The organism is Paraburkholderia sp. SSBN10T, assembly GCF_056619545.1.
This window is the reverse complement of the sequence record NZ_JBWQQI010000015.1, coordinates 192399-213919: the sequence shown is the minus strand read 5'-3', so window position 1 is coordinate 213919 and position 21521 is coordinate 192399. Positions and strand designations below refer to the sequence as shown.

21 protein-coding genes are annotated in these 21521 nt (G+C 60.7%); 13 read left to right on the top strand and 8 right to left on the bottom strand.

All coding sequences use genetic code 11. The annotated features are described in order from the left end of the window. Positions 1-193: 193 nt before the first annotated feature. The 7 genes from AC1ECK_RS22965 (at position 194) to AC1ECK_RS22935 (ending at position 5881) form a co-directional block, all read left to right on the top strand. Entirely contained in the window at positions 194-604 is a 411-nt protein-coding gene (locus AC1ECK_RS22965; protein WP_480323042.1) for a YybH family protein, read from the top strand. Positions 605-996: 392 nt separating this feature from the next. After that, positions 997-1950: a threonine ammonia-lyase gene (locus AC1ECK_RS22960; RefSeq protein ID WP_480323040.1), complete on the top strand. Its 954-nt coding sequence runs from the start codon at positions 997-999 to the stop codon at positions 1948-1950. 216 nt (positions 1951-2166) lie between these two features. Then, positions 2167-2598, top strand: a complete 432-nt coding sequence (locus AC1ECK_RS22955; RefSeq protein ID WP_480323038.1) for a GNAT family N-acetyltransferase — start codon at positions 2167-2169, stop codon at positions 2596-2598. A 331-nt stretch (positions 2599-2929) separates the two neighbouring features. Further along, complete coding sequence (locus tag AC1ECK_RS22950; protein WP_480323036.1) at positions 2930-3373, top strand: cupin domain-containing protein; 444 nt, start codon at positions 2930-2932, stop codon at positions 3371-3373. A gap of 251 nt (positions 3374-3624) precedes the next feature. Further along, on the top strand, positions 3625-4122 hold the full coding sequence (locus AC1ECK_RS22945; RefSeq protein ID WP_480323034.1) for an SRPBCC family protein: 498 nt from the start codon (positions 3625-3627) through the stop codon (positions 4120-4122). 111 nt (positions 4123-4233) lie between these two features. Continuing rightward, positions 4234-4638 (top strand): ASCH domain-containing protein, encoded by a 405-nt coding sequence (locus tag AC1ECK_RS22940; protein ID WP_480323032.1) that lies wholly within the window; start codon positions 4234-4236, stop codon positions 4636-4638. Positions 4639-5293: 655 nt separating this feature from the next. Next, on the top strand, positions 5294-5881 hold the full coding sequence (locus AC1ECK_RS22935) for a hypothetical protein (RefSeq protein WP_480323030.1): 588 nt from the start codon (positions 5294-5296) through the stop codon (positions 5879-5881). Positions 5882-6019: 138 nt separating this feature from the next. Here AC1ECK_RS22935 and AC1ECK_RS22930 read toward each other — a convergent pair whose 3' ends face one another. Further along, positions 6020-6535 (bottom strand): hypothetical protein, encoded by a 516-nt coding sequence (locus AC1ECK_RS22930; RefSeq protein WP_480323028.1) that lies wholly within the window; start codon positions 6533-6535, stop codon positions 6020-6022. Between the two features lie 678 nt (positions 6536-7213). Here AC1ECK_RS22930 and AC1ECK_RS22925 point away from each other — a divergent pair. Next, positions 7214-7516, top strand: a complete 303-nt coding sequence (locus tag AC1ECK_RS22925; RefSeq protein ID WP_480323026.1) for a DUF4148 domain-containing protein — start codon at positions 7214-7216, stop codon at positions 7514-7516. A 61-nt stretch (positions 7517-7577) separates the two neighbouring features. Here the strand turns inward: AC1ECK_RS22925 and AC1ECK_RS22920 are convergent, their stop codons facing one another. Continuing rightward, entirely contained in the window at positions 7578-8282 is a 705-nt protein-coding gene (locus tag AC1ECK_RS22920) for an alpha/beta fold hydrolase (RefSeq protein WP_480323024.1), read from the bottom strand. Positions 8283-8661: 379 nt separating this feature from the next. Here AC1ECK_RS22920 and AC1ECK_RS22915 point away from each other — a divergent pair, with 379 nt between their 5' ends. Both AC1ECK_RS22915 and AC1ECK_RS22910 read left to right on the top strand, forming a co-directional pair. Then, a complete protein-coding gene (locus AC1ECK_RS22915; protein ID WP_480323022.1) occupies positions 8662-9225 on the top strand; it encodes a YbaK/EbsC family protein in 564 nt (187 codons plus the stop codon). Between the two features lie 288 nt (positions 9226-9513). Next, on the top strand, positions 9514-10041 hold the full coding sequence (locus tag AC1ECK_RS22910) for a hypothetical protein (RefSeq protein ID WP_480323020.1): 528 nt from the start codon (positions 9514-9516) through the stop codon (positions 10039-10041). A gap of 87 nt (positions 10042-10128) precedes the next feature. Here the strand turns inward: AC1ECK_RS22910 and AC1ECK_RS22905 are convergent, their stop codons facing one another. From AC1ECK_RS22905 to AC1ECK_RS22885, 5 genes are all read right to left on the bottom strand, one after another. After that, positions 10129-10413 (bottom strand): hypothetical protein, encoded by a 285-nt coding sequence (locus AC1ECK_RS22905; protein WP_480323018.1) that lies wholly within the window; start codon positions 10411-10413, stop codon positions 10129-10131. A gap of 196 nt (positions 10414-10609) precedes the next feature. Next, positions 10610-12256, bottom strand: coding sequence for an NRAMP family divalent metal transporter (locus AC1ECK_RS22900; protein ID WP_480323016.1), 1647 nt, complete (start codon positions 12254-12256; stop codon positions 10610-10612). A gap of 117 nt (positions 12257-12373) precedes the next feature. Next, a complete protein-coding gene (locus AC1ECK_RS22895; RefSeq protein WP_480323014.1) occupies positions 12374-12514 on the bottom strand; it encodes a hypothetical protein in 141 nt (46 codons plus the stop codon). 795 nt (positions 12515-13309) lie between these two features. Next, on the bottom strand, positions 13310-14707 hold the full coding sequence (locus tag AC1ECK_RS22890; protein WP_480323012.1) for an MFS transporter: 1398 nt from the start codon (positions 14705-14707) through the stop codon (positions 13310-13312). A gap of 185 nt (positions 14708-14892) precedes the next feature. Next, positions 14893-16473, bottom strand: coding sequence for an amidase (locus AC1ECK_RS22885; protein ID WP_480323010.1), 1581 nt, complete (start codon positions 16471-16473; stop codon positions 14893-14895). A gap of 248 nt (positions 16474-16721) precedes the next feature. Between AC1ECK_RS22885 and AC1ECK_RS22880 the strand changes: the two genes are divergently transcribed. The 3 genes from AC1ECK_RS22880 (at position 16722) to AC1ECK_RS22870 (ending at position 20408) form a co-directional block, all read left to right on the top strand. Then, positions 16722-17645, top strand: a complete 924-nt coding sequence (locus tag AC1ECK_RS22880) for a LysR substrate-binding domain-containing protein (RefSeq protein WP_480323008.1) — start codon at positions 16722-16724, stop codon at positions 17643-17645. A gap of 164 nt (positions 17646-17809) precedes the next feature. After that, positions 17810-19117 carry an MFS transporter gene (locus AC1ECK_RS22875; RefSeq protein ID WP_480323006.1) on the top strand — a complete coding sequence of 436 codons (1308 nt, stop codon included), beginning with the start codon at positions 17810-17812 and terminating at the stop codon, positions 19115-19117. A gap of 43 nt (positions 19118-19160) precedes the next feature. After that, a complete protein-coding gene (locus AC1ECK_RS22870) occupies positions 19161-20408 on the top strand; it encodes a metal-dependent hydrolase family protein (RefSeq protein ID WP_480323004.1) in 1248 nt (415 codons plus the stop codon). A 170-nt stretch (positions 20409-20578) separates the two neighbouring features. On the opposite strand, the gene AC1ECK_RS22865 is transcribed toward AC1ECK_RS22870, so the two are convergent. Next, complete coding sequence (locus tag AC1ECK_RS22865; RefSeq protein WP_480323002.1) at positions 20579-21505, bottom strand: DMT family transporter; 927 nt, start codon at positions 21503-21505, stop codon at positions 20579-20581. Positions 21506-21521: the final 16 nt, after the last annotated feature.

The window sequence follows — 21521 nt, the reverse complement described above, 5'->3', positions numbered from 1 at the left end:
TGTTTATCGAATGTATTGGAGCACGCGATGAGGTGACTGGGGAGTCCCTGGTCAACGCTTGCGAATCGGGCAATACCGCCGCGGTTAAATCGCTAAGATAGAAAGCGCCCGTCGGCCCGTCCGCGTGGTTCGTTGGAGCCGATTGGTGGCTATCAACCTTGGAGCTGCATGATTTCGATGCCTGAATATCAACTTGGAATTTCCATATTTAGGAATTCAAAACGGCGAGGAAATTATGAATCACGAAACATTACTCGTGGCATATGAGAATGCGCTGGCAAGTCACCGGTGGGAGACTGTCGCACCGTTGATCCATGATGAGGCATGCTTCGTTTTCAGCGATGGGACGTACTTTGGAAAGGCTGCAATCGCATCTGCCTTCAAAGCGAATTTCAATCAGATAGTGAATGAGCGGTACGCCATCAAGAACATTTCCTGGACATATGTCGACGACCGCAGCGCTACCTGCACGTATGATTTCGAGTGGACAGGTTTGATCGCAGGGAAGCCAGCTTCAGGAGGAGGGCGAGGCACGACAGTCGTTGTTCGTGATGAAGATAGGTGGCTTATTATCCATGAACATCTCGGCCCTCCTCCAGCTTGAGCCCGATCGATCCCAGTACCGCAGTAATCGCGGGGTGATGTCCGCATCAGGGAATAGTGAACGTCCCTCACGCGTCGCGTGTTGCCCGATCAGCGTGGAAACGGAAAGCCCAGGTGGTGTGAGTTCTGGCCCAGAGCGCGTGAATGTCCGCTCTGGAGAAATGTGGAGGACTGCTTCGGGTCGCCCTGAGACGGTCGTCATCTACCTCAGTACGGCCAGGCGAATTGTCGACAATCAAGGTGTTGGGTGGGCAGAGTGCAATTGCCGGTGAGCGGATACTGTTCGAAAGCGGGACATTCTTGTTGGTCGACTCTCAAGAAACTTGATCTGCGGTCGCAGCATCAATGGACGCCGTGTAGGCTATCCTCTACTAACTTATGTAGGACACAGGCATGGATGAACGCCCACGGATTTCAATGGCTCGCATCGAAAGGGCATCTGCTTCAATAGATCGAGTATTTCTCAATTCGCCCCAATTCGAGTGTGAGTCACTCTCGAATGTGCTTGGCGTTCGGGCCGTATTGAAGGTGGAAACGGTAAATCCGATTCGTTCGTTCAAGGGTCGAGGTGCTTGTCTCTATATGGCCAACGTTCCGCGCGACTGCGAAGTTGTCTGCGCAAGCGCAGGAAATTTCGGTCAGGCAATGGCTTATGCTGCAAGAGACCGCGGGGTACACGTAACTGTGTACGCGGCCGCGAACGCAAGCCCGATCAAGATCGACCGCATGAGATCGCTCGGTGCAAACGTAGTTCTATTTGGCGAAGATTTTGATGCGGCCCGGGCTGAGGCACGAAGGGTGGCAACTGAACGCGAGGTAAGGCTGGTCGTCGACAGTAAGGACATAGAGACTGTTGAAGGTGCCGGCACCATTGGGTTGGAGCTCCTCGACCTTCCTTCGCCACTGGATGTCTTACTGGTGCCGCTTGGAAACGGTGCAGTGTTTAACGGAATAGCTACGGTTATGAAGAATCGCTGTCCAGCCACTCGCGTCGTTGCTGTTTCCGCGGCAGGCGCAAGTGCCATGGTCGACTCCTGGCGGGCAGGACGGGTAATTGAGCATGAAAATGTCGAAACCATCGCCGACGGGATCGCAACGAGGTCACCCATTCCAGAGGCACTTCAAGACATGCACGGGTTGGTTGACGATGCATTGCTCGTTAGTGACGCCGCAATGATTCGAGGTATGAAAATGCTTCACGTACATGCGGGTGTGGTTGCTGAGCCGTCTGCAGCAGTTGGCGTTGCCGCCATTCTGGAGAATCCAGAATCCTTTGCCGGGCTGAGAGCAGGTCTGGTTGTCTGCGGTGGTAACTTGACCGAAGAGCAGGTTAGGAAGTGGCTTTGACTTGATGCGAGAGTATTGATTGAAGGTGGTCGGAAACCGTAGACGCCAACGGCGTCGGATGTTTTTACGTGGCCGTGGGCCCCGTTCGCCGCAGCGCAGTTGGGGCGATACAGGGCCGATGCGCCGGGCACCGGTCGGCCAACTTCTGCCGATCGACGCCGGCGCGGACGTTGTCGGCAAGTGCTGCCGGAACGAATTATTCGAAGGATATGACACATGTCGAAGGTTGCGTTGCGTCCGGCCACCGAGCTGGACCGGGAGTTCGTTGCTCTCGTCACTGAAGCCTGCATGCGTGAATATGTCGAACTAACTTGGGGCCACTGGCAGTCGAGTCCACCAGAAGAGTTCCAGCCTGCCATCCATCAGATAATCCAGTGTGATGGCGATGAGATCGGCTGTGTTGCTCTACTCGAAGAGGCTGAGGCGTTGATGCTAAAGGCGTTCTACATTTTGCCCAGTCATCAAAATCGAGGCATCGGTGCGTTCTTGATGCGCGAGATTACCGAGCACGCACGTGCTTCCGGAAAACCAATCCAATTGCGCGTTCTCCGCGTAAACCCCGCACGTCATTTCTATGAACGACATGGGTTCGTAGTGACCCACTCGACCAACGAGCGACATTTCATGTCTTGCACGGCGTCTTCTTAGTAAGGCGGCGGAGCATTTTCCTCCGAGTAGGATAAATCCAATGGATCTCGATCTTCGAGCCGACATCGTCCTCAGAAGGAATGCGTGCGACGCTTGCCGTTGGCGATGACTTCGGGACCGTTCAGAAATTCAGCATTCGTCTGACCGACCGCTGAAGGTCCGCTTTCGAGAGACCTGATTGTCGCCGCTCTCGTACAAAATACGTTCCTGAGAGGCGCATAATCTTCGTTGAATTACGCTCCCTTCGGTCGCCAGAAGGGGCCGCAAGCAGCGCACCCTGCTTGCTACGTTGGCGGAACGACGAGAATCCCCAATCTGAAGGAGTTTGAGAATGACTATCAGTGGCGTGGCGCCAGGCGAGCCAATCAATGTTGGTCAATTGAGCATTCAGTACCTGATAGATGGAACTGCCACAGGCGGGATGGGCGTTTTTGAGTTGACTGTGCCCCCCAGCTCGCAAGTTCCGCCGCCACACAGTCACACACATAACGAAGAGTGCGTCTATGTGCTGGAGGGCATGCTTCGGTATTCGGTCGACGGGGTCGTCCGAGACCTAACGTCGGGAGAATGGATGTTTAGCCCACGCGGATCGGTCCATCACTTTAGCAACCCACACAATGGCACGGCCCGCGCGCTGATCGTCATGACGCCCGACATTGGTGCCCAATATTTTCGCGATGTCGGAACAATCGTAAATGCCGGCGGGCCGCCCGACCGCGAGAAGCTTATCGGTGTCATGTCCAGGTACGGACTCGCGCCGGCCCCGCCACAATAAACAGCGGTCACCCAACGATTGCCTGCAGGGGATTGCGGCTGCGCGGAGCCTCTGAACCCAGGCGTTGAACGTCGGCTTTCGGAAAGCTCATCTGACCGCTCTGGGTCGAACTGAACCGATCGCATCGGGTAGGTCTCGGCCACTTCCGGCCGTTCGACATCGGCATGGAAATCGTCGAGAATCTGTGAATCCAAGGCGGCAGAGAAATAGTTGCGACGGGTTACGGGGCGAATATGGGCTTACGGAGGTGGTTGCTGACGGGCGTACTCGCCGGTGTTGTCGGCGTAATTGGAGTCCTTTTCGTTCTGCATGAAGATAGTAGCGTGCATGCTGACGTTCTTATCAATCGTCCGCCTTCCGATGTTTGGAAAGTTGTATCGGATAGCGCCGCATATCCTGATTGGAACCCCTTCATTACTCGGGTCGACGGCGACTTCAGAGAAGGCGCGACAATCCGCATCGTGCTAGGCAGCGGATCGGATTCGATGGTGTTCAAGCCGACTGTCCTGCTAGTTCGCCCAAACCGAGATCTTTGCTGGCGTGGCAGTGTCTGGATCCGCGGCATCTTCGACGGCAAACATTGCATTCACCTGACGATGGTAACGGGCGGCACCCATCTTGAGCAAACGGAGCATTTCTCTGGATTGCTTGCCGGTCGGCTGACGCAAGACGTAATCGAGGATACTCGGCGAAACTTCCTGGCGATGAATGCCGCGATCAAACAGCGCGCTGAGTCAAAAGCACGCTGAGCGCACACGCCTGCTTCTTGTGCGATCCAAACGGAATCGACGACCGTGAAGTGCAGTCGAAGTGGATAATTGAGCCGCGCAATTGAAAAGCAGCAGGGGTAAAGGCAAGAGATGAATAGAAGAAAGAGATTGACATTTTGGGCTGCTGACGAAAACGATGACAGCCTTCCGCGCGCTGTCATGGATGGTCGAAAGACTGTCACCGCCAGCCCTGTCGAAGATTATTACAGGCCATATTGCGAGTACGGTGACGGCGGTTATGAGCCAGGCGACATCATTGAAGTCTACGATTGGAAGAAGCGCCTTCGCTGCATCATCAAGGCAACGAAGGTATACACAATCAGCTTTGGGAACATCCCGGAAGAAGTCTGGCGTGGTGAAACATTCTCCAGTGCTGAGGAGTTCCGGCAGGTTCATATTCGATGCATGCCGGACGTGGACCTGCATGACCATTTCGAACTGGTGACTTTGCATTTTGAATTGGTCGAGATCATCGCGCGCGACGTCACCTGCTAACGCTATAGGTGCATAGCGATGAAGTCATTTGGCCGGCCCGCAGCAAGGCCGTGCGCCTGCCCAATGTCCGTTTTTTGCGCGGAACTGAGGGGCCGTAGTGGGGCGCGTGCAGCCGGATCGCTGTCCGGCAACGGCTAGGCTGAATATGCTCATTGCGTGAGGCAGCGCTCTGCCGATATTGTTGAAAAATCGTTGACCGTCGTTCTCGCGAGGTGTTCAGCAATCTTCTTATCCTTAAGCCACTCCCGCGAGCTGTTCGTAGACCGCTCCAGAACAGATGCCCCGGATACCGATGTTGCTGCAGCGCAGTATGCTGTACCGTAAGCGGGCGCATATGGCAGCTCCCGATTCCGACATGCTGAAACTCTTTAAAAATCAGCGAGTTGAGATGGCAGCCGCCATGCGAGGCAACTCAAACCGCCTCAAATCACCCACAAGCCTCCATCAAGGTAGCCCAAAGAGTGATGCACATTCAGCGCAATTTCCCTGCACCTGCCCCTCCCAATGCGTCGACCATATAAGGGCCAGCCCGGGGTAGAAAAGTGTTGTAAAGCGGGATAGATTGACCACCAGAATAGGCGTGTTCCAAAAAAATCGACAGGAGACGCGCGGGACGTGGCAGTCGAGGCACGCGCGGGATTGAATGGAGCCTGACATGGTGCGCATCGATCTGGCGGTACTCGCGGGCGTTGGGATTCTCGCCTTGGCCTGTCTCGTGGCGTGTGGCATTTACGTCTACTGGTGCAGTGACGGCTACCGCGCCCGCAAGCGCCGAGCCAAGGTGAAAATGAGCAGAAGGCGAGCGATCGCCCGCATTGAAGCCCAGTTCTCGCAACCTGAACCCACGATTGCCACGCAACTCAGCGATCGCTGTAGAACCTCGCTGTATCGGGTCATGTTCGGCCGCGCGCATGACGAAAGTATTGTGTTCCTGATGGCCGCTAGCCGCGACGCCGCACAAAAGGAAGCGACCGAAGCGCTGGCCGCGATCCATTGCATCACCCCCGATGAAGTGCGCCTTCACCACCTCGCCTCATTCCGCGAGCTGATTGCCAGCGGCGTCAGCGAGGACGAGGATTTGCGCTTATTCGAGGTTGCGAGGCATGGCTCAGACGTCAGTCTATGGGCCGAACATCCGCTTTTCCTGACCGATGACCCTACCTTGCTTGGCAAGTGGGCCGAGTTATACGCGGACCTTGCACGGGAGTTGGCCACCCGCGCAATCAGCCGGGCGCGCGCCTGACGATCCGGTACGGCGTTGAAATCCCACGCAATTGCCGGGTGGGGCGCTGCTAGGCGCTCGCCATACTTGCCACGGCGGCGCCACTACACGCGCCGCGAGCCGCGCCGGTCTGGCGCGGGGCAGGGCGCATGGTCGCAGTCAATGCGTGATGGTTATGGTGACGGCGGATTCGTAGGTGATCTGAACATGTTCGTGACGCACCAATGAATTCATCACGGTGACCAGTTCAGGCTGACTGACCTTGATCGAGCGAGCCGCACCGGTGGCGTCGACAATCGTCAGGAGACCAAGCTTCTTGTTGATCCCGGTGACTTCCACCACCCCGCCATACGTTCGCACGGCATGGAAACCGTCTACGCCTGCCTCCGCCGTGGACTGAGTCACCTTCACGGTGTGGCTCACGCGCGTGAGCCGGGCGCCCTTCATGCGGGTCAGGCCGGTTACGTACGGCTCGAGATAGCTGATTGCGATCTTGTCGCCGACGTGGACCCGATCCAGAACGTCACGATGGTCCTTTGCATTGAGGCTCAACTCCTGGCCGCCGTTGACCGTCACGACAATGATCGAATTCTTCGTGTCGATGAAGCTGACGGTGCCGTTTTCGTTATCAATCGACGTGCCGCTTTGAGAAGCGGCTGCCGGCTTCGAAGCCATATTGTCTGCCGCGGCGCAAAGCGAAACCCATGACGACAGGCCCAATACGATAGCGAGTGCTGCGCATCGCTTTGCAACGGACAAACGACCATTGGACTGGTAAAACATTAGTGCCCCCCTGTATAGATGCGCTTCGTGCCGACGAAAGACGCGGCAATGAAACACAAGTTCGAGATGGTAAGCACATCCTGGCGGTGCCGGCGAGGTTTCATGCCGGTGCCTACCATGCAAGATGCGGTGTTACGGTACCACATTCGTTCCCGCGCCACGTAATGCGTCAGTAGGCAAGATTGCAGCGGTCTTCGTTCAGCTTCGATCGCGATACCCGGATCGCGAGACAGCGAAGCCGCAGCAAACTCAAACCACAGTGAAGCGGTTGTACCTATCGATTGAAACGATGCAGCGTCTATTCAGGAAAGTGCTGGTCAATAATTAATACGCATACCGAAATGGATACGAGTTTTACACGAAGGCGTCCGGGTACGTGATCATATTGCATCGCAGCAGGTGCGTAGGATCAACCCATATCCCAGCATGAAAAAACCTTCACGGATTCGAAGCCGGAACGACAAGCGGCCCTGCCTATTCTGAAAGCGCAACTTCGACACCGGCCTGGTTGCAGGAGCAAGACGGGCCGTCTAGCCGAAGCGCGCTATGAGAAACTGGAGGAAGACGCTCATGAAGACCCCCTTGAAATATGCACTGCCCCTCGGGCTGATGATGGCCAGCGCTTGCGCGATGGCTTCCGGCCCGCTCACCCCGCACCAATGCAACGCCTATCCGTTCAAACCCACCCACGGTGAGATCACGCACCGCGACCTGATGCGCGAACTGAACGAACTGGAGTCCGTCGGCTACCGGCCGGCGCTCGACAACTATTCGCTCGATATCACCGACGCACGGGCGCGGCTGATGGCGAAGTATGCGACGGACTGCAAGCCGGACCAGCATGCGGCGGACGTTCCGCCGTCCGATAGCTGAGCTTTTCGCGGTGTGGGTAAGGCACGCACTGGAGGGTGAGGGGCGTGCCTTACCGATTGCATCACGCGGTCACGTGCGCCATCCACCCGGCGATAGCGTCGACGACCTTGTCCTCGATACCATAGTATCCATGCGGCGACAGCGACGCGCATTGATTGGACGAACGCACGATGCCGCCTTGCACGAACAGCACCGTCGCATGGGCGTTGCGCATCGACTGCGCGATTGCGTTCGCCATCGAAGGCGGCGCGACCTTGCATTGATCGTCCTTGTTCGCGACCACCAGCGCGGGAATGCGAACCTCCTGCGGATGCGCATCGAAAACCGTTTCATGCGAGCCACCGAGAATGGACACCGATTCGGTCAGGATCACGCCCGCGAGTTGCGAGCCTCCGGCATGCGCGGCTGCATTCATTGCCGCAATCGATCCTTGACTCGTGCCCAGCACCCAGACGGGCGCGTTGGCCTGCTCATGCGCGAACCCGACAATCTCGCGCGTCACTTCGGCGTAGGCAGAGGTGCTGCGCTTGCCGCGCATCGATTGATGATCGATCGCATCGACGAGCACGACGCCATAGCCCTTGGCGATCCAGAGATCACGTGAGCGGACGACGAAATTGTCGCCGTGTTCGATCCGACCGTCCTTCTCGATGCCGATGTCGTCGGCGCCGCCCGGAAACATCACGATTACACCGCGCACCGCCGCCGGCGGCGCGTCGTAGCGCACGCGTTGGAACGAGCCGTCCGGCAGAGGCAAGTCGCGCACCAGCACACCAGCTTGGGACGCTGCGTTGACCGTTTCCGCGGCCTTGAGTTTCTGGTGATGCGGTTCGAACGCAGAAGCAGGCGCCGACGCGCAAACGGCGACCGAACTCGCACACAAAGCGAAAGCAAGCAGGCAGGAGCGAAGGCAACCGGTTTGATTTAACGACACGCAAAGCCCCCAGGTGAGTATCTTGAGATCGTCCGTTTCATCCGGATGAACGAGTAGGGGCAGGATAAGAGACCGCGTGCCAAATTGAAAATACATATGAGCGACGGTTGCCATATCCGATGCATATGACAACCTGACCCGGGCTCACCCACTGCAGGCAAAAATATGACCCGCTAGAATAGCCACAAACCAAACCGCCTGCCTGCCTGCCATGCACTCACACGAATCCCTTCAGAAACTCGACATCATCTCTTCCGACCAGCTCGCGGAGCATCTCCCGGCGCACGTCATCGCCCACTTGCCGCCGAACGAAGCGGTCGTATTCGCCGTCAGCGACGATGCGTCGGATACCGCGGCGTTCAGTGCGCGTTACGGTTTCGGTCTGGAAGACTGTGCAAATACCATTGTGATCCGCTACAAGAAAGAGGGCGCCGAGCAGTATGCCGCGATCGTGACGCTCGGCTCGCGGCGCCTCGATATCAACGGAGCCGTCAAGACGCACCTCGGCGCACAACGGCTTTCGTTCGCCAAGCGGGAGGTCGCGGTCGAGCATAGCGGCATGGAGTTCGGCGGTATCACCGCTTTCGGCGTGCCGGACGACTGGCGCATTCTGGTCGACGCAGCGGTGATGGAGCGCGTGCAAGTCGTGATGGGTGCCGGCGTGCGCACCGCGAAGCTGTTGCTGCCGCCGGTGGTATTGCGCAGTTTGCCGAACTGCGAGGTCGCGCCGTTGACCTTGCCCGAAGAGCCTGCGCAAGCTGAGCGCGCCTCCTGAATTCGCCGTCGCATCAACCACTTGCCTCGTTTGCCCGCGAGTTATCCACATCCTTGTAAACAGAATGTGTGGACAACTTGCGGGATCGCGCTCGCCGGTCCGCTGCCGGCAAAAATTCCGGTATGTCATTTAAACCGTATATACTGTTTATATTGTTTATGACCCGGAGATCGCACAATGAACGAACCCAGCATCAAGAAGCCGACCAAGAAGGCCTTTCATTTCCCGAAGGGCGCGACGGCGCAAGACGCCGCCGGCAAGCAAACCGACACGCCGGCTGAGGCCAAGGTGAAGGCGAAGGCGGCTGCTGAACCGAAGGCATCGCGCAAGTCCGCCGGGAAGGCAGCGGCAGCACCAAAGGCAGCAGCCGCAGCAAAGGACAAGGCAGCACCAAAGGCGAAGGCCGTGCCCAAAGAAAAGGCCGCGCCGAAGCAAAAATCTGCCCCGAAGCAGAAAGCCGCTCCGAAAGAGACGGCTGTCGAAGCGACCGTAGTGGCCGCCGAGAGTCCGAAGCGCGTCAAGAAAGACGCGGCAAAGAAAGAAGCCGTGAAGAAAGAGGACGCGAAGAAGGAAGTGGCGAAGAAAGAAGTGGTGAAGAAAGAAAAAGTCGTCCGCGACAGCTTCACGATGCCCAAATCGGACTACGCAAAGATCGCGGCCTTGAAGCAGAAGTGCCTTGATGCAGGCATTTCGGTGAAGAAAAGCGAAGTGCTGCGCGCCGGTCTGCTGCTGCTCGAAGGCGCAACGCCGCAACGTCTGCTGGCAGCCATCTCGGCGGTTGAAACCGTCAAGACTGGCCGCCCGTCGAAGGAGTAACGCAGGAACATCTCAGGAAATGATGATGCGCTTGGGGCTCGTTCCGTCGACATGGCCCCGAGCGATGACGCGTTTCCTGAGACGGCATCAAGGCTTGCTTGCCGTCGAGCGCGAGTTTTCATCCGGCGATCCGCTCCCGGTTTGCGCACGGCCACGAAGGGCCTCACCGAGACAGTATTTTCCGTAGACCAGGCAGTGCGTGGCACTGTCGTTCGACTTTCCTGCGCTCGCCATTGCGTCAGGGTCAAGATGCGCCTTGCCGGTGGCGGGCCCTTGGCAGGGCTCGTACGAGAGAGCGGATATTGGCGGCGCCATCGTTGCGACAGAAAGAAGAACGAATGCCAACGCGCCATTGATGTGCAAGCGGTTCATGGCAGTACCTCCTACCAGCTTCGCCCAGGCCCGTTCGCGTTGTCCGGGTATCTTCCCGGCCAGTGATCAGTATGAAGCGGGCAACGCACGCGGAGATCCGTCTCGTGCACTCACCTTTTCTGCGCGGTGCCCGGCTGAGAGCCAGGCACCGCGCCTGAGTGCAGGGCCGAAAGTACCGGCCGTGCTGGGGTTCGATTTACTTCAATAACGTCATCTGCACGACCTTCACGATAACCAGGGCGACGGCCAGCAGCAGGTAGCCGCGCAGCACACCCATCCAGACACGTTTGGCCAGTGTGAGATTCGGCGGCGGCAGCTCGTCCAGCGGCGGCATGCGCCACGTATCGCGTGCGCCTTTCGGATAGGCCTGTACTTCGGCATCCGCGGTTTCACGACGAAGCTTTCGAACACCGACGGTCGCAGCGTAACCGACGACGGCCAGCAGTGTCCCACCCGCGAGCGTTTCCAGAATCGTTTCACCGGTGATATCCGGGTACATCACTGAAGCGGTCAGAATGATGGACAGCATCACCAGCACCCAGATGACGGCGCCCGTGAACACGTTGAGCTTCTTCGAGTTGACCCACGGACCGAGCACAGCCTTGTCGTTGCACAGCAACAGGAGAAACACAGTCGCGCTCGGAAGCAGAATGCCAGCAAGTGTCTGCACCGCTTCGGTCAACAGACCAAGCGGGCTGCCCGGAATCAGCACCAGCGCGGCAGCAGCGGCAACGATGCCGAAGTACACCAGATAGAAGCCCTTTGCATCCGACACGCTGCGGTGCAGCGAGTGCCGGATCTTGAACACGTCGCCGATCGCATAAGCGGTCGACAGCGATACCGCAGCGGCACCGATGATGGCGGCGTCAAACAGCGCGATAGCGAAGAGAACCGCGGAGGTGCGACCTGCATACTTTTCCAGGCCGGCGATAACGCCACCCGCGTCCGTGAAATTGCCGAACTCAGGCTTCCCGGAGAAAAGCGCGGCGCAGAACGCAATCATTGCCACCGCACCAATCAGCACGAACACAATACCAATCCACAGGTCCGCCTTTTCATACTTCATGAAGCGCGGCGTGATGCGCTTGTCGACCACGTAGCTTTGCTGGAAGAACAGTTGCCACGGCGCAACGGTGGTGCCGACGATGCCGATGACGAGCAGCATCACATCGCTCAGCTTCGAGTGGGCAGGCCAGTTCGGGATGAAGAAATCGCGCGTCATCTGGGCAACCGGCGGATGAATCGATACCAGCACGGGCACCAGCAGCAGGCTCAATATGCACAGCACGACCGCGAAGCGTTCGAAGCGCCTGAAGTTGCCGGTACTGACGGCCGCCATGGTCAACGCCGCAGCGATGCAGACCCCGAGTATCTTGGAGACACCGAAGAAGTCGAGCACGAACGTAATGCCGATGAACTCGGTCACAATCGTCAGCGCATTGAGGATGAACAGGTCGATGACGCTGAATGCACCCCAGAATTTGCCGAAGCGTTCGAAGATGAGACGCGCGTGCCCGACACCGGTCACGGCGCCCAGTCGCAGCACCATTTCCTGATTGACGAACAGAACGGGTACGAGCAGCAGCATGGTCCACAGCAACGTGGTGCCATAGTTTTGCCCCGCCTGGGTGTAGGTGCCGAAGGCGCCGGCGTCATTGTCGCCCACCATCACGATGAGGCCGGGACCTAGAATGGCCAGCAGGGTTCGGAACCGTGCCCACCAGTTGGTGCGCGGTGCGGTGTCGTGATGCGCGATCGTGCCGAGCGCACCCCGGATATCGCCAATGTGAGCGTCGTCGAGGACGGCGCTGCGTGGCGGTGAGACGTTGGCTGGAGTGGACATTGGTTTTATTCCCCAAAGACAGGTGGTTGCAACGAAAAGGCGCACCTTTGTCATACGTAAGGGCGTGAGTCGCCTGGCGCTGGCGTCGCTTGCGTATGACGGAAAGGGCGCGCGAAATTACGAAAGGAGCGTCTTGAGACGCAGCCAGAACACGGCGAATTTGCGCGGTTCGGGGGCGTGCAGTGCAAGCATGGCGTCGTAGTGGACGCGTGCTTCCTGGACGTGCGGCAGTTTCGACAGAAGGAGGCCGAAGATCATGATATTGCTCCGAGCGTTTGGCTTAACGCGGTTTGCGGAAAGCCAGCCGACACGGAGGTCGAGCGCATCAGGCGCGCAGCGACGACGGTCTACTTGCTTTCCTCAGATAAAGGCAAAAGTGAGCGGCATAAGGGATAACTGTCACTGTCCGGCATGAAGGCTCCTTATTGGCGTTTGTGCGATTGCTATGCACGTGTTTATCCACGCGTCGATTCGCGCCTGCAAAGCGGACAGGCGCGAACGGACACAGCCGCGAGTTGACGCTCGCGACGCGGTGCCATATGGACGCAAGGTGGACGCACGTCGCCGTAGCGGCCATATGGCGCTTATAAAGGTGCACGGAGAGGGTTACTGCGGCGCGCACCGTCTGCCTGCTGGCAAGACGGCGGCTGAGAAAGGGAGCGCGGACGTCCTGCCGGTCAGGCAGCAAACATATTCGAAGATCGACTACTGCAGGTGTCCAAGGCATTAGCCCCGTTTGTGAAGACTCTTGAATTTTAGGTGCTACTCAAATCTGAAGTCAATTGATTCGTTAAGCAGAGCCAAGATAATTTTCGAGCGTCGTGAAATCTTTCCGGATGGCATTACAAGAGGTGAAAGGCGGGTGAAAGAAATGAGATGGCCTTGCAAATGCGAAGCAGAATCGTTGTCGCATCACTCGTGCTTCGTTGCGTGTCGCGTGCGCCCGCAACGGGGCGCGAATCTGTCGAATGGGTTCTGGCAGGTGCGGGGCAGGCGGTTCGATGAGCGACGCGACACCCTCGCATGGACTTCCGCTCGCTCGATGGGTTCACTTCACCCGCGACCGCCTCGCGAAATTTCTTCACCAGCGCGATGCGGCAAGCGCAACGTGACTGGAATCGATGCGAACGAGCAGAGTCCCACTACTAGGAACGCCGGCCAGAAATCGGTCCACGCAATATGCGTATGACCGTTCAGCACGCGCGTGATCTGCAGCATGATGCCGCCGACCGTCACCCCGAGGCCGAGTGACATCTGCTGCACGACGCTGCCGAGACTGGTGGCGCGGCCTACATCGCGGCTTGCGATCTCCGCGTAGGTCAGCGAGTTCAGACTGGTGAACTGCAGCGCGGGAAAGAATCCGCCGAGCAGCACCACGAACCAGATCAACCAGGTCGGCGTACCGGGGAAAAACGCGCCGCAGATCGCGATCGAGATGCCGGAGAGCGCGGCATTGACCACCAGCACGTTGCGAAATCCGTAGCGCCGCAATACCGTCGACGCGATGGTCCGCATGAACATGCCGCCGAACGCCGAAGCACAGGTAATCAGGCCGGATTCGAAAGCAGTCTTGCCGAGCCCCTCCTGCAACAACAGCGGCAGCAGAAACGGCAGGGCCCCAAGTCCGATGCGAAACAGCGAGCCGCCGGCCACGCTCGCCTGGAATGTGGGGATGCGCAGAAAACGAAGATCGAGCAGCGGTAATTTGATGCGCAGCGCATACGGCACGTAGGCCGCCAGCAGGAAAGCGCCGCATATGCACATGCCGACGGCGTTACCGTTGGAGATCGTCTCCCCGCCGATCAGCGACAGTCCGAGCAGCAACAAGGCCGCACCGCCCGCCGACAGAAAGAAGCCGATCCAGTCGAGCGGTCCCGGATGCGGCTCGCGCGTGTTGGCGATATGACGGTTGGTCAGATAGATGCCGAGCACCCCGACCGGCACGTTGATGAAGAAGATCAGGCGCCAATGCAGATAGGTGGTGATGAAGCCGCCGAGCAGCGGACCGGCTGCAGGGCCGAGCATGGCCGGCACGCTCAGATAGTTCATCGCGCGAATGAACTCGGATTTGGGCACCACGCGAAAGATGATGATGCGTCCGACCGGCACCATCATCGCGCCGCCCACGCCTTGCACGAAGCGCGCAAGCGTAAAGGTGGCGAGGGAACCCGAGGCCGCGCACAGCAGCGAACCGGCCACGAAGATGCCGATCGCGGTGCGAAACACGGTGCGCGCGCCGAAGCGGTCGGCGAGCCAGCCGCACACGGGAATGAACACGCCGAGCCCGAGCACATAGCTCGTTACCGCGATCTTGAGCGTGACCGGGTCGCGGCCGAAGTCGCGCGCCATCGAGGGCAGAGCAGTCACGATGACGTTCGCATCGACACTTTCCATGAACATCGCACACGCGACGATGAGCGGGGCGAGAAGCGCTTTCTGGACAAGTGTCATGGGTACGACGGTCTGAAGAAGGCCTGCGAAGTGCCGATTATGGCATTGGAAGGCGGGCAATTGCTATGAAGTGTTCCCTACATGAAACAGATTGCGCGTTGCGCAGGCGGGATCGGCGCGTGAGGTCCCGCAGTGAATGCGGGCTTTCACGCGCCAACGAGCGGGGATAGACGGGGACGCGTGGTTCAGGCGTCTCGAGCCGTAACAGGCGGGATGCTCGACTGCTTGATGAACTGCGGCTCCTGACGCCATTGGGTGGCCTGCTCGAACGCGTAGCCAAGACCCAGCAGACGCGCCTCGCTCCATGCCGGACCGACGAACGACAAACCGATCGGCAGGCCGCGCACCAGGCCGGCCGGCACCGTCAGGTGCGGATAGCCGGCCACCGCAGCCGGCGTGGAGAAACCGTCGCCGGCGCTATCGCCGTTGATGAAGTCGGTCAGCCACGTCGTGCCGCCCGTCGGCGCGACGATCGCATCGAGCTTGTGTTCGCGGATCGCCCGGTCGATGCCGTCCTCGCGCGAGCCCTTGCGGCAGGCGGCCAGAGCGTGCACGTAAGCGTCGCTGTCGAGATCGCCGAGCGCCTCGGCCTGGAGCAGCAGCTCCTGGCCGAAATACGGCATTTCGCGGTCGCGATGTGCGTTATTGAAGGCGATCAGGTCGGCGAGCGTGCGCACCGGCGCGTGCGGTGCGAACGTTGCGAGCCAGAGCGGCAGATCGTGCTTGAACTCGTACAGCAGCACGGACTGTTCTTCGCTTTCGTAGCTCACCTTCGGCAGATCGATCGGGTCGATCAGCTCGGCGCCCTGCAGCACCAGTTGGGCCAGCGCGTACTCGATGCTCTGGTCGATTTCATCATGGCCGGTGAAGAACTCGCGTGCCACGCCGATGCGCGCACCACGCAGCGCGTTCTTGTCCAGCGCGGCCAGATAGTCGTCGGGCGTGGGTGCGCCGAGGGTCGCCGGATCGCGCGGATCGGGGCCGGCCAGCGCGCCGAGCAGCAGGGCTGCGTCGCTGACGGTTCGCGTGATGGGACCGGGTGTGTCCTGAGTGTGCGAGATCGGGATGATGCCGTCGCGGCTGATGCGCCCGACCGTGGGCTTCAGACCGACTACGCCCATGATCGACGAAGGCGACACGATCGAGCCGTCTGTCTCGGTGCCGATGGCCATGCGTGTGAGGTTCGCCGCGACCGCCGCCGCCGAGCCCGAGCTGGAACCGCTGGTGGAGCGGTCCAGCGCGTAGGGGTTGCGTGACAGGCCGCCGCGTGCGCTCCAGCCGCTGGTCGAACGCGTGGAGCGCAGGTTGGCCCATTCGCTCAGATTGGTCTTGCCGAGGATCACACCGCCCGCTGCGCGCAGCCGCTCGACCAGGTGCGCGTCGCGCGTGGCGCGCACACCGTCGAGCGCGAGCGAGCCGGCGGTGGTCGCCATCCGGTCGCCGGTCGCGATGTTGTCCTTGATGACGACCGGCATGCCGTGCAGCGGACCGCGCAGCTTCCCGGCTGCGCGCTCGGCGTCGAGCGCGGCGGCCATCTGCAATGCCTCGGGATTGAGTTCGATGATGCTGCGCAACGCCGGGCCTTGGCGGTCGAGCGCGGTGATCCGTTCCAGATAGTGACGGCTCGTGCGCACGGCGCTGGCCGGGTCAGGGGCGCCGCTTGTGGCGGGCTCGTGCGCGAGGCCCGAGGGCAGGGCGGACGCGTTCCGTGTGGAAACCGCGGAGGCCAGCAAGCCGAGTGAAGCGAAGAAACTGCGTCGTCTCATGGTCAGGATCTTGTTGAAATGTGAACGTGGAGGCACCACGCCGTGCGCTTCCAGGCCGTTGCCGTCGCGCCTTCATGGCCGAGGCGAATCGCAATCGCGCGAGATTACCTTAACAAAATTAGATGGCGGCGAAAGCCCGCGCTGCGCATGAGGCGAAGCGGCCATTCGCGCGGGAGGTTCGCCGTGCGCAAAAATGGCTCCTCAACCCGGCGTTATGATGAGCGCACCCGTAACGACACCTCCTCACCATGCGCATCGCTCCGCTTCCGCCGCTCCAATGTCTGATTGCGTTCGAATCGGCCATGCGTCATGCGAGCTTTACCAAGGCCGCCGCCGAACTGCACCTGACGCAAAGTGCGATCAGCCGCCAGATCGCGCAACTCGAAGATTTCCTGGGACGCTCGCTGTTCGTTCGCGAGCATCGGGCGCTGCGCCTCACCATCGCCGGTGAACGTTACGCCAAGCACGTGCAGTGGCTGCTCAACAACTGCTCCGAAGCGACGCTCGACGTGATGAAGCGCTACGGCGACCAGGAGTTGACGATAGCGTGCTCATCCGGCGTCGCCGTGCTGTGGTTGACGCCGCGCCTTGGCGCCTTCCGCGCGGCCTATCCGAACGTGCACGTGCGCATGATCGTGCGCGACGGGCTCGCTTCGCTGTCGCCGGCTGAATTCGACGTCGGCCTGTACTACATCCGGCAACGCGCCGAGCCGCACTTCACCGCACGCCGGCTCTTCGACGAGGAGGTTTACCCGGTCTGTTCGCCGGACTATCTTGCAGGCCGCCAGCTCGATCCGGCCGATCTCGCTCAGGAAACCTTACTAATGCAGGAGGACGGCCAGCGGCAATGGATGTCGTGGCCCGAGTGGTTTCGGCTGAACGACGTGCAGATGCCCAGTGCGCCGAAGTCGGTGGTGGTGAATCACTATCCGCAACTGGTGCAAATGGCGATCCTCGGCCAGGGCGTGGTGCTCGGCTGGCGCCACATGATCGACGCGTGCCTCGTCGAAGGCCTGCTGGTGCGCGCCACGCATGCCTCGGCCAGCCATGGCGGCGGCTACTACGTGGTGGCGCCGAACGAGCGCGCGCAGAACCAGGCCGCGCGGCTGTTTACCAACTGGCTGTTCGAGCAGGCCGGCCAGCAGATACAGCAGGCGCAACGGACCCATTAAGCGGCGGCTTGCCGGGCTTCGCATGCGCTGCACGCATGCAAGCATGCGATTCTTTCGTTTCAGAAAAAAACCGGCTTTCTTCTAGGATCGGCAGTGTGCATGCGGGGGCGCCGCTCAATCCTGAACCGGCGTGCTGCTGATAGCCGATTCAGATGAGGAAAGACATGCAAGGAACCCTTTCACCCGACCTCGCATTGCCGCTCGATTCGCTCGCCCGGCAACGGCGCCGCGCGATTCTCGCGACCGTCCTCGGCAATGGCCTCGAGTGGTTCGACTTCACCGTCTACAGCTTCTTTGCGGTGATCATCGCCAAGCTGTTTTTCCCTACCGGCAATGAGCTGACTTCGCTGCTGCTGGCGGTGGCGACCTTCGGCGTCGGCTTCTTCATGCGGCCGGTGGGCGGGATCGTGCTGGGCGTCTATGCGGACAAGGCAGGGCGCAAGGCTGCCTTGTCGCTGACCATTCTGCTGATGGCGGCGGGCACCGCGTTGATCGGCCTTGCGCCCACCTATGGCCAGATCGGCGTGGGCGCGCCGCTGCTGATCGTCGTCGCGCGGCTGCTGCAAGGCTTCTCGGCGGGCGGCGAGATGGGCAGCGCCACCGCGTTTCTGACCGAATATGCGCCGCCGGAAAAGCGCGCCTATTACTCGAGCTGGATCCAGTCGAGCATCGGTTTCTCCGTGCTGCTCGGCGCGGGCGTCGGCACGTTCGTGAGCGCCAGCCTCAGTGCCGATGCGCTGCATTCGTGGGGCTGGAGGATGCCGTTCCTGATCGGCATCCTGATCGGACCGGTCGGTTATTTCATCCGCAGCCGGATGGATGAAACGCCGGCCTTTAGCGCGCTGGCCGAGGAAGCGAAGGACGATTCGCCGCTCGTCGAGGTGCTGCAACGCTTCCCGCGCGAAACCTTCGCCAGTTTCTCCATGGTGATCCTCTGGACCGCGTGCACCTACGTGCTGCTGTTCTACATGCCGACTTACTCGGTGCGCACGCTTCATTTACCGCAAGCGCAGGGCTTTCTGGCCGGCATGCTGGGCGGGCTGATGATCATGTGTTTCTCGCCGGTGGTCGGCAAGCTTGCCGACCGCTTCGGCCGCCGCGTATTCCTGTCGGGCGCCGCCGCCTCGATCCTGCTGCTCGCATGGCCGATGTTCGTGTACATCAACCATGTGCCGGCGCTGGCCTCGCTGCTCGTGTTTCAAGGTGTGTTCGGTCTCCTGATTGCTACGTACACCGGACCGATTCTGGCCGCGTTTGCCGAGCTGTTTCCGACCAAAGTGCTGTCGACGGGCCTGTCGGTCGCCTATAACTTCGCGGTGACGATCTTCGGCGGTTTCGCACCGTTCTTCATCACGTGGCTGATTGCCACCACCGGCAGCAATATGGCGCCGGCCATCTACGTGATGATCGCAGCGGTCATCAGCCTCATCGGAACCTTCCACGTGCGCGACCCTCGCCGTTTGCGCGGCTGAGCGCCGCCACGACCGGTTCCTTCAACAAGCAAGGAAGCTTTTCATGACCATCACGGTAATCAGCGGCGGCAACGTACTGGACCTGTCGCAGGGTAGGTTGCTTGAACATCATCATGTCGTGATCGAAGACGGCCACATCGTCGAAGTCACCGACCGGCCCGTCGATCTGCCGGGCGCGCGCATCGTCGAGGCGCGCGACAAGACGGTGATGCCGGGCCTGATCGATTGTCACGTGCATGTGCTCGCCGCGAGCGCGAACCTCGGCGCCAATGCGACGCAACCGAACATCCTTGCCGCCATTCGCGCGCTGCCGATTCTCGCTGCTATGCTCGGGCGCGGCTTCACCAGCGTGCGCGACGCAGGCGGCGCCGACTGGGGGCTGACCCAGGCGCTCGAAGGCGGACTGATTCCGGGGCCGCGTATTTTTCCCTCGGGCAAGGCGCTTTCGCAAACCGGCGGGCACGGCGATTTCCGTGCGCGCGGCGACTTGCTCGAACCCTGTTCGTGCTGCTTCAGGGCCGGGGCGATCGCGCGGGTGGTAGACGGCGTGGACGCTGTGCGGCTGGCCGTGCGCGAGGAGATTCAGAAGGGCGCCACGCAGATCAAGATCATGGCCTCGGGCGGGGTCGCCTCGCCGACCGATCCGATCGGCAACACCCAATACTCCGAGGACGAGATCCGCGCGATCGTCGCCGAGGCGCAGGCGGCCAATACCTACGTGATGGCGCATGCGTACACGGGCCGCGCGATCTCACGCGCGGTGCGCTGCGGCGTGCGCACGATCGAGCACGGCAATCTGGTGGATGAGGCGGCGGCGCGTCTGATGCATGAGCATGGCGCTTTCGTCGTCCCCACGCTCGTGACCTACGACGCGCTGGCGCAGCACGGCGCCGGCTACGGCATGCCCGCCGATTCGATCGCCAAGGTCGAGACCGTGCGGCAAGCGGGTCGCGATTCGCTGCAGATCTATGCGCGCGCGGGTGTGCCGATGGGTTTCGGCTCGGACCTGCTTGGCGAGATGCACACGTTCCAGAGCGATGAACTGCGGATTCGTGCCGAGGTGCTCGGCAATCTGGAGACGTTGCGTTCGGCTACCACGATCGCGGCGCAGATCGTCGAGCGGCCGGGCAAGCTGGGCGTGATCGCGGCCGGGGCGATTGCGGATGTGCTGGTGGTGGACGGCGATCCGCTGCGCGATATCGGTGTGCTGACCGGACAGGGCGAGCGCATCGAGTATGTGTTCCAGCGTGGTGAAGTGGTGAGTCGGCGCGGGCGCGTGGTGTCGAAGTAAGGGCGACACGTCTGCGGCGCGCAGGGCGGTCTGCGGCTTCGAATTGCACCCGCAGTCCGCAGTCCGCAAGCCGCAGCCCACAACACCAGCCCACAACACCAGCCCACAACACCAGCCCACAACACCAGCCCACAACACCAGCCCACGTTCCGCGCACTGTCTTGCCGCCCCTACGCCTGCTGCGACGCCCCCGGCACCTCGACGGGCGCAGCCTTGGTCCACCGCACGGTTGCCAGCAGCGATGCCGCTACGATCAACCCGCCGCCCACCCACGCCGTCGCCGAGATCCTTTCCCCTAGCCACACGCACGCGAACAACGCCCCGAACGCCGGCTCGCTGCCCATCAGCAGCGCGACGCGGGTCGGGCTGCTGCGTTTGATCGCATAGTTCTGTGCGAAGAACGCGAACAGCGTACAGGCGAGCACCAGATAGAAAACGCAGCCCCAGAAGTCAGGATGTCCGGCAAACGACGGCACGTGCTGCCATTGCCCGCGTGCAAACAGCAGCGTCACCGCCGCGCTGCCGAACGCCACCACGCCGGACTGCACTGCCGTGACCGTCAACGGCGGCAGCGCCGCGTTGCGGATCACCCGCTTGGTGACGCAGACGGTCACTGCGCGCAGGGCCGCAGCCCCGAGGATCAGGGCATCGCCGGGATTGAACTCGAACGCGCCGTCACCGGCGAGCAGCCAGGCCCCCAGCAGCGACAACGCGACCGCGCACCATTCGATGCGGCTCGGCCTGCGCTTGAGCAGCGACCACTCGACAAGCGGCGTCAACACCACGCACAGACTGATCAGGAACGCCGCGTTCGCCGCGTGCGTGAGCAGCAACCCGAAGGTTTCGCAGAGATAGATGCTGAACAGCAGCACCCCGGCGCCGAGCACGCCGCGCAGGGCGCGGGCATCGGCATGCCGCAGGTTGCGCAGCGCCGGCAACAGCACCACGAAGGTGATGCCGAAGCGCACCGCGAGCAGCCCGAGCACCGGGTAATAAGCCAGCGCGCTCTTGGCGACGCCGTAGCTGGTGCCCCACACCACGGCGACGGCCAGCAGCATCAGGTCGGAGAGTAATTGCAGGCGTTCTTGTCTGGACATGGCGAACCTCTGAAAA

Excerpts from the sequence above, each read along its gene's own strand:
- AC1ECK_RS22960 (WP_480323040.1), top strand. The coding sequence starts at position 997 with ATGGATGAACGCCCACGGATTTCAATGGCTCGCATCGAAAGGGCATCT.
- AC1ECK_RS22955 (WP_480323038.1), top strand. The coding sequence starts at position 2,167 with ATGTCGAAGGTTGCGTTGCGTCCGGCCACCGAGCTGGACCGGGAGTTC.
- AC1ECK_RS22950 (WP_480323036.1), top strand. The coding sequence starts at position 2,930 with ATGACTATCAGTGGCGTGGCGCCAGGCGAGCCAATCAATGTTGGTCAA.
- AC1ECK_RS22940 (WP_480323032.1), top strand. The coding sequence starts at position 4,234 with ATGAATAGAAGAAAGAGATTGACATTTTGGGCTGCTGACGAAAACGAT.
- AC1ECK_RS22935 (WP_480323030.1), top strand. The coding sequence starts at position 5,294 with ATGGTGCGCATCGATCTGGCGGTACTCGCGGGCGTTGGGATTCTCGCC.
- AC1ECK_RS22930 (WP_480323028.1), bottom strand. The coding sequence starts at position 6,535 with ATGGCTTCGAAGCCGGCAGCCGCTTCTCAAAGCGGCACGTCGATTGAT.
- AC1ECK_RS22925 (WP_480323026.1), top strand. The coding sequence starts at position 7,214 with ATGAAGACCCCCTTGAAATATGCACTGCCCCTCGGGCTGATGATGGCC.
- AC1ECK_RS22915 (WP_480323022.1), top strand. The coding sequence starts at position 8,662 with ATGCACTCACACGAATCCCTTCAGAAACTCGACATCATCTCTTCCGAC.
- AC1ECK_RS22905 (WP_480323018.1), bottom strand. The coding sequence starts at position 10,413 with ATGAACCGCTTGCACATCAATGGCGCGTTGGCATTCGTTCTTCTTTCT.
- AC1ECK_RS22900 (WP_480323016.1), bottom strand. The coding sequence starts at position 12,256 with ATGTCCACTCCAGCCAACGTCTCACCGCCACGCAGCGCCGTCCTCGAC.
- AC1ECK_RS22895 (WP_480323014.1), bottom strand. The coding sequence starts at position 12,514 with ATGATCTTCGGCCTCCTTCTGTCGAAACTGCCGCACGTCCAGGAAGCA.
- AC1ECK_RS22890 (WP_480323012.1), bottom strand. The coding sequence starts at position 14,707 with ATGACACTTGTCCAGAAAGCGCTTCTCGCCCCGCTCATCGTCGCGTGT.
- AC1ECK_RS22885 (WP_480323010.1), bottom strand. The coding sequence starts at position 16,473 with ATGAGACGACGCAGTTTCTTCGCTTCACTCGGCTTGCTGGCCTCCGCG.
- AC1ECK_RS22880 (WP_480323008.1), top strand. The coding sequence starts at position 16,722 with ATGCGCATCGCTCCGCTTCCGCCGCTCCAATGTCTGATTGCGTTCGAA.
- AC1ECK_RS22875 (WP_480323006.1), top strand. The coding sequence starts at position 17,810 with ATGCAAGGAACCCTTTCACCCGACCTCGCATTGCCGCTCGATTCGCTC.
- AC1ECK_RS22870 (WP_480323004.1), top strand. The coding sequence starts at position 19,161 with ATGACCATCACGGTAATCAGCGGCGGCAACGTACTGGACCTGTCGCAG.
- AC1ECK_RS22865 (WP_480323002.1), bottom strand. The coding sequence starts at position 21,505 with ATGTCCAGACAAGAACGCCTGCAATTACTCTCCGACCTGATGCTGCTG.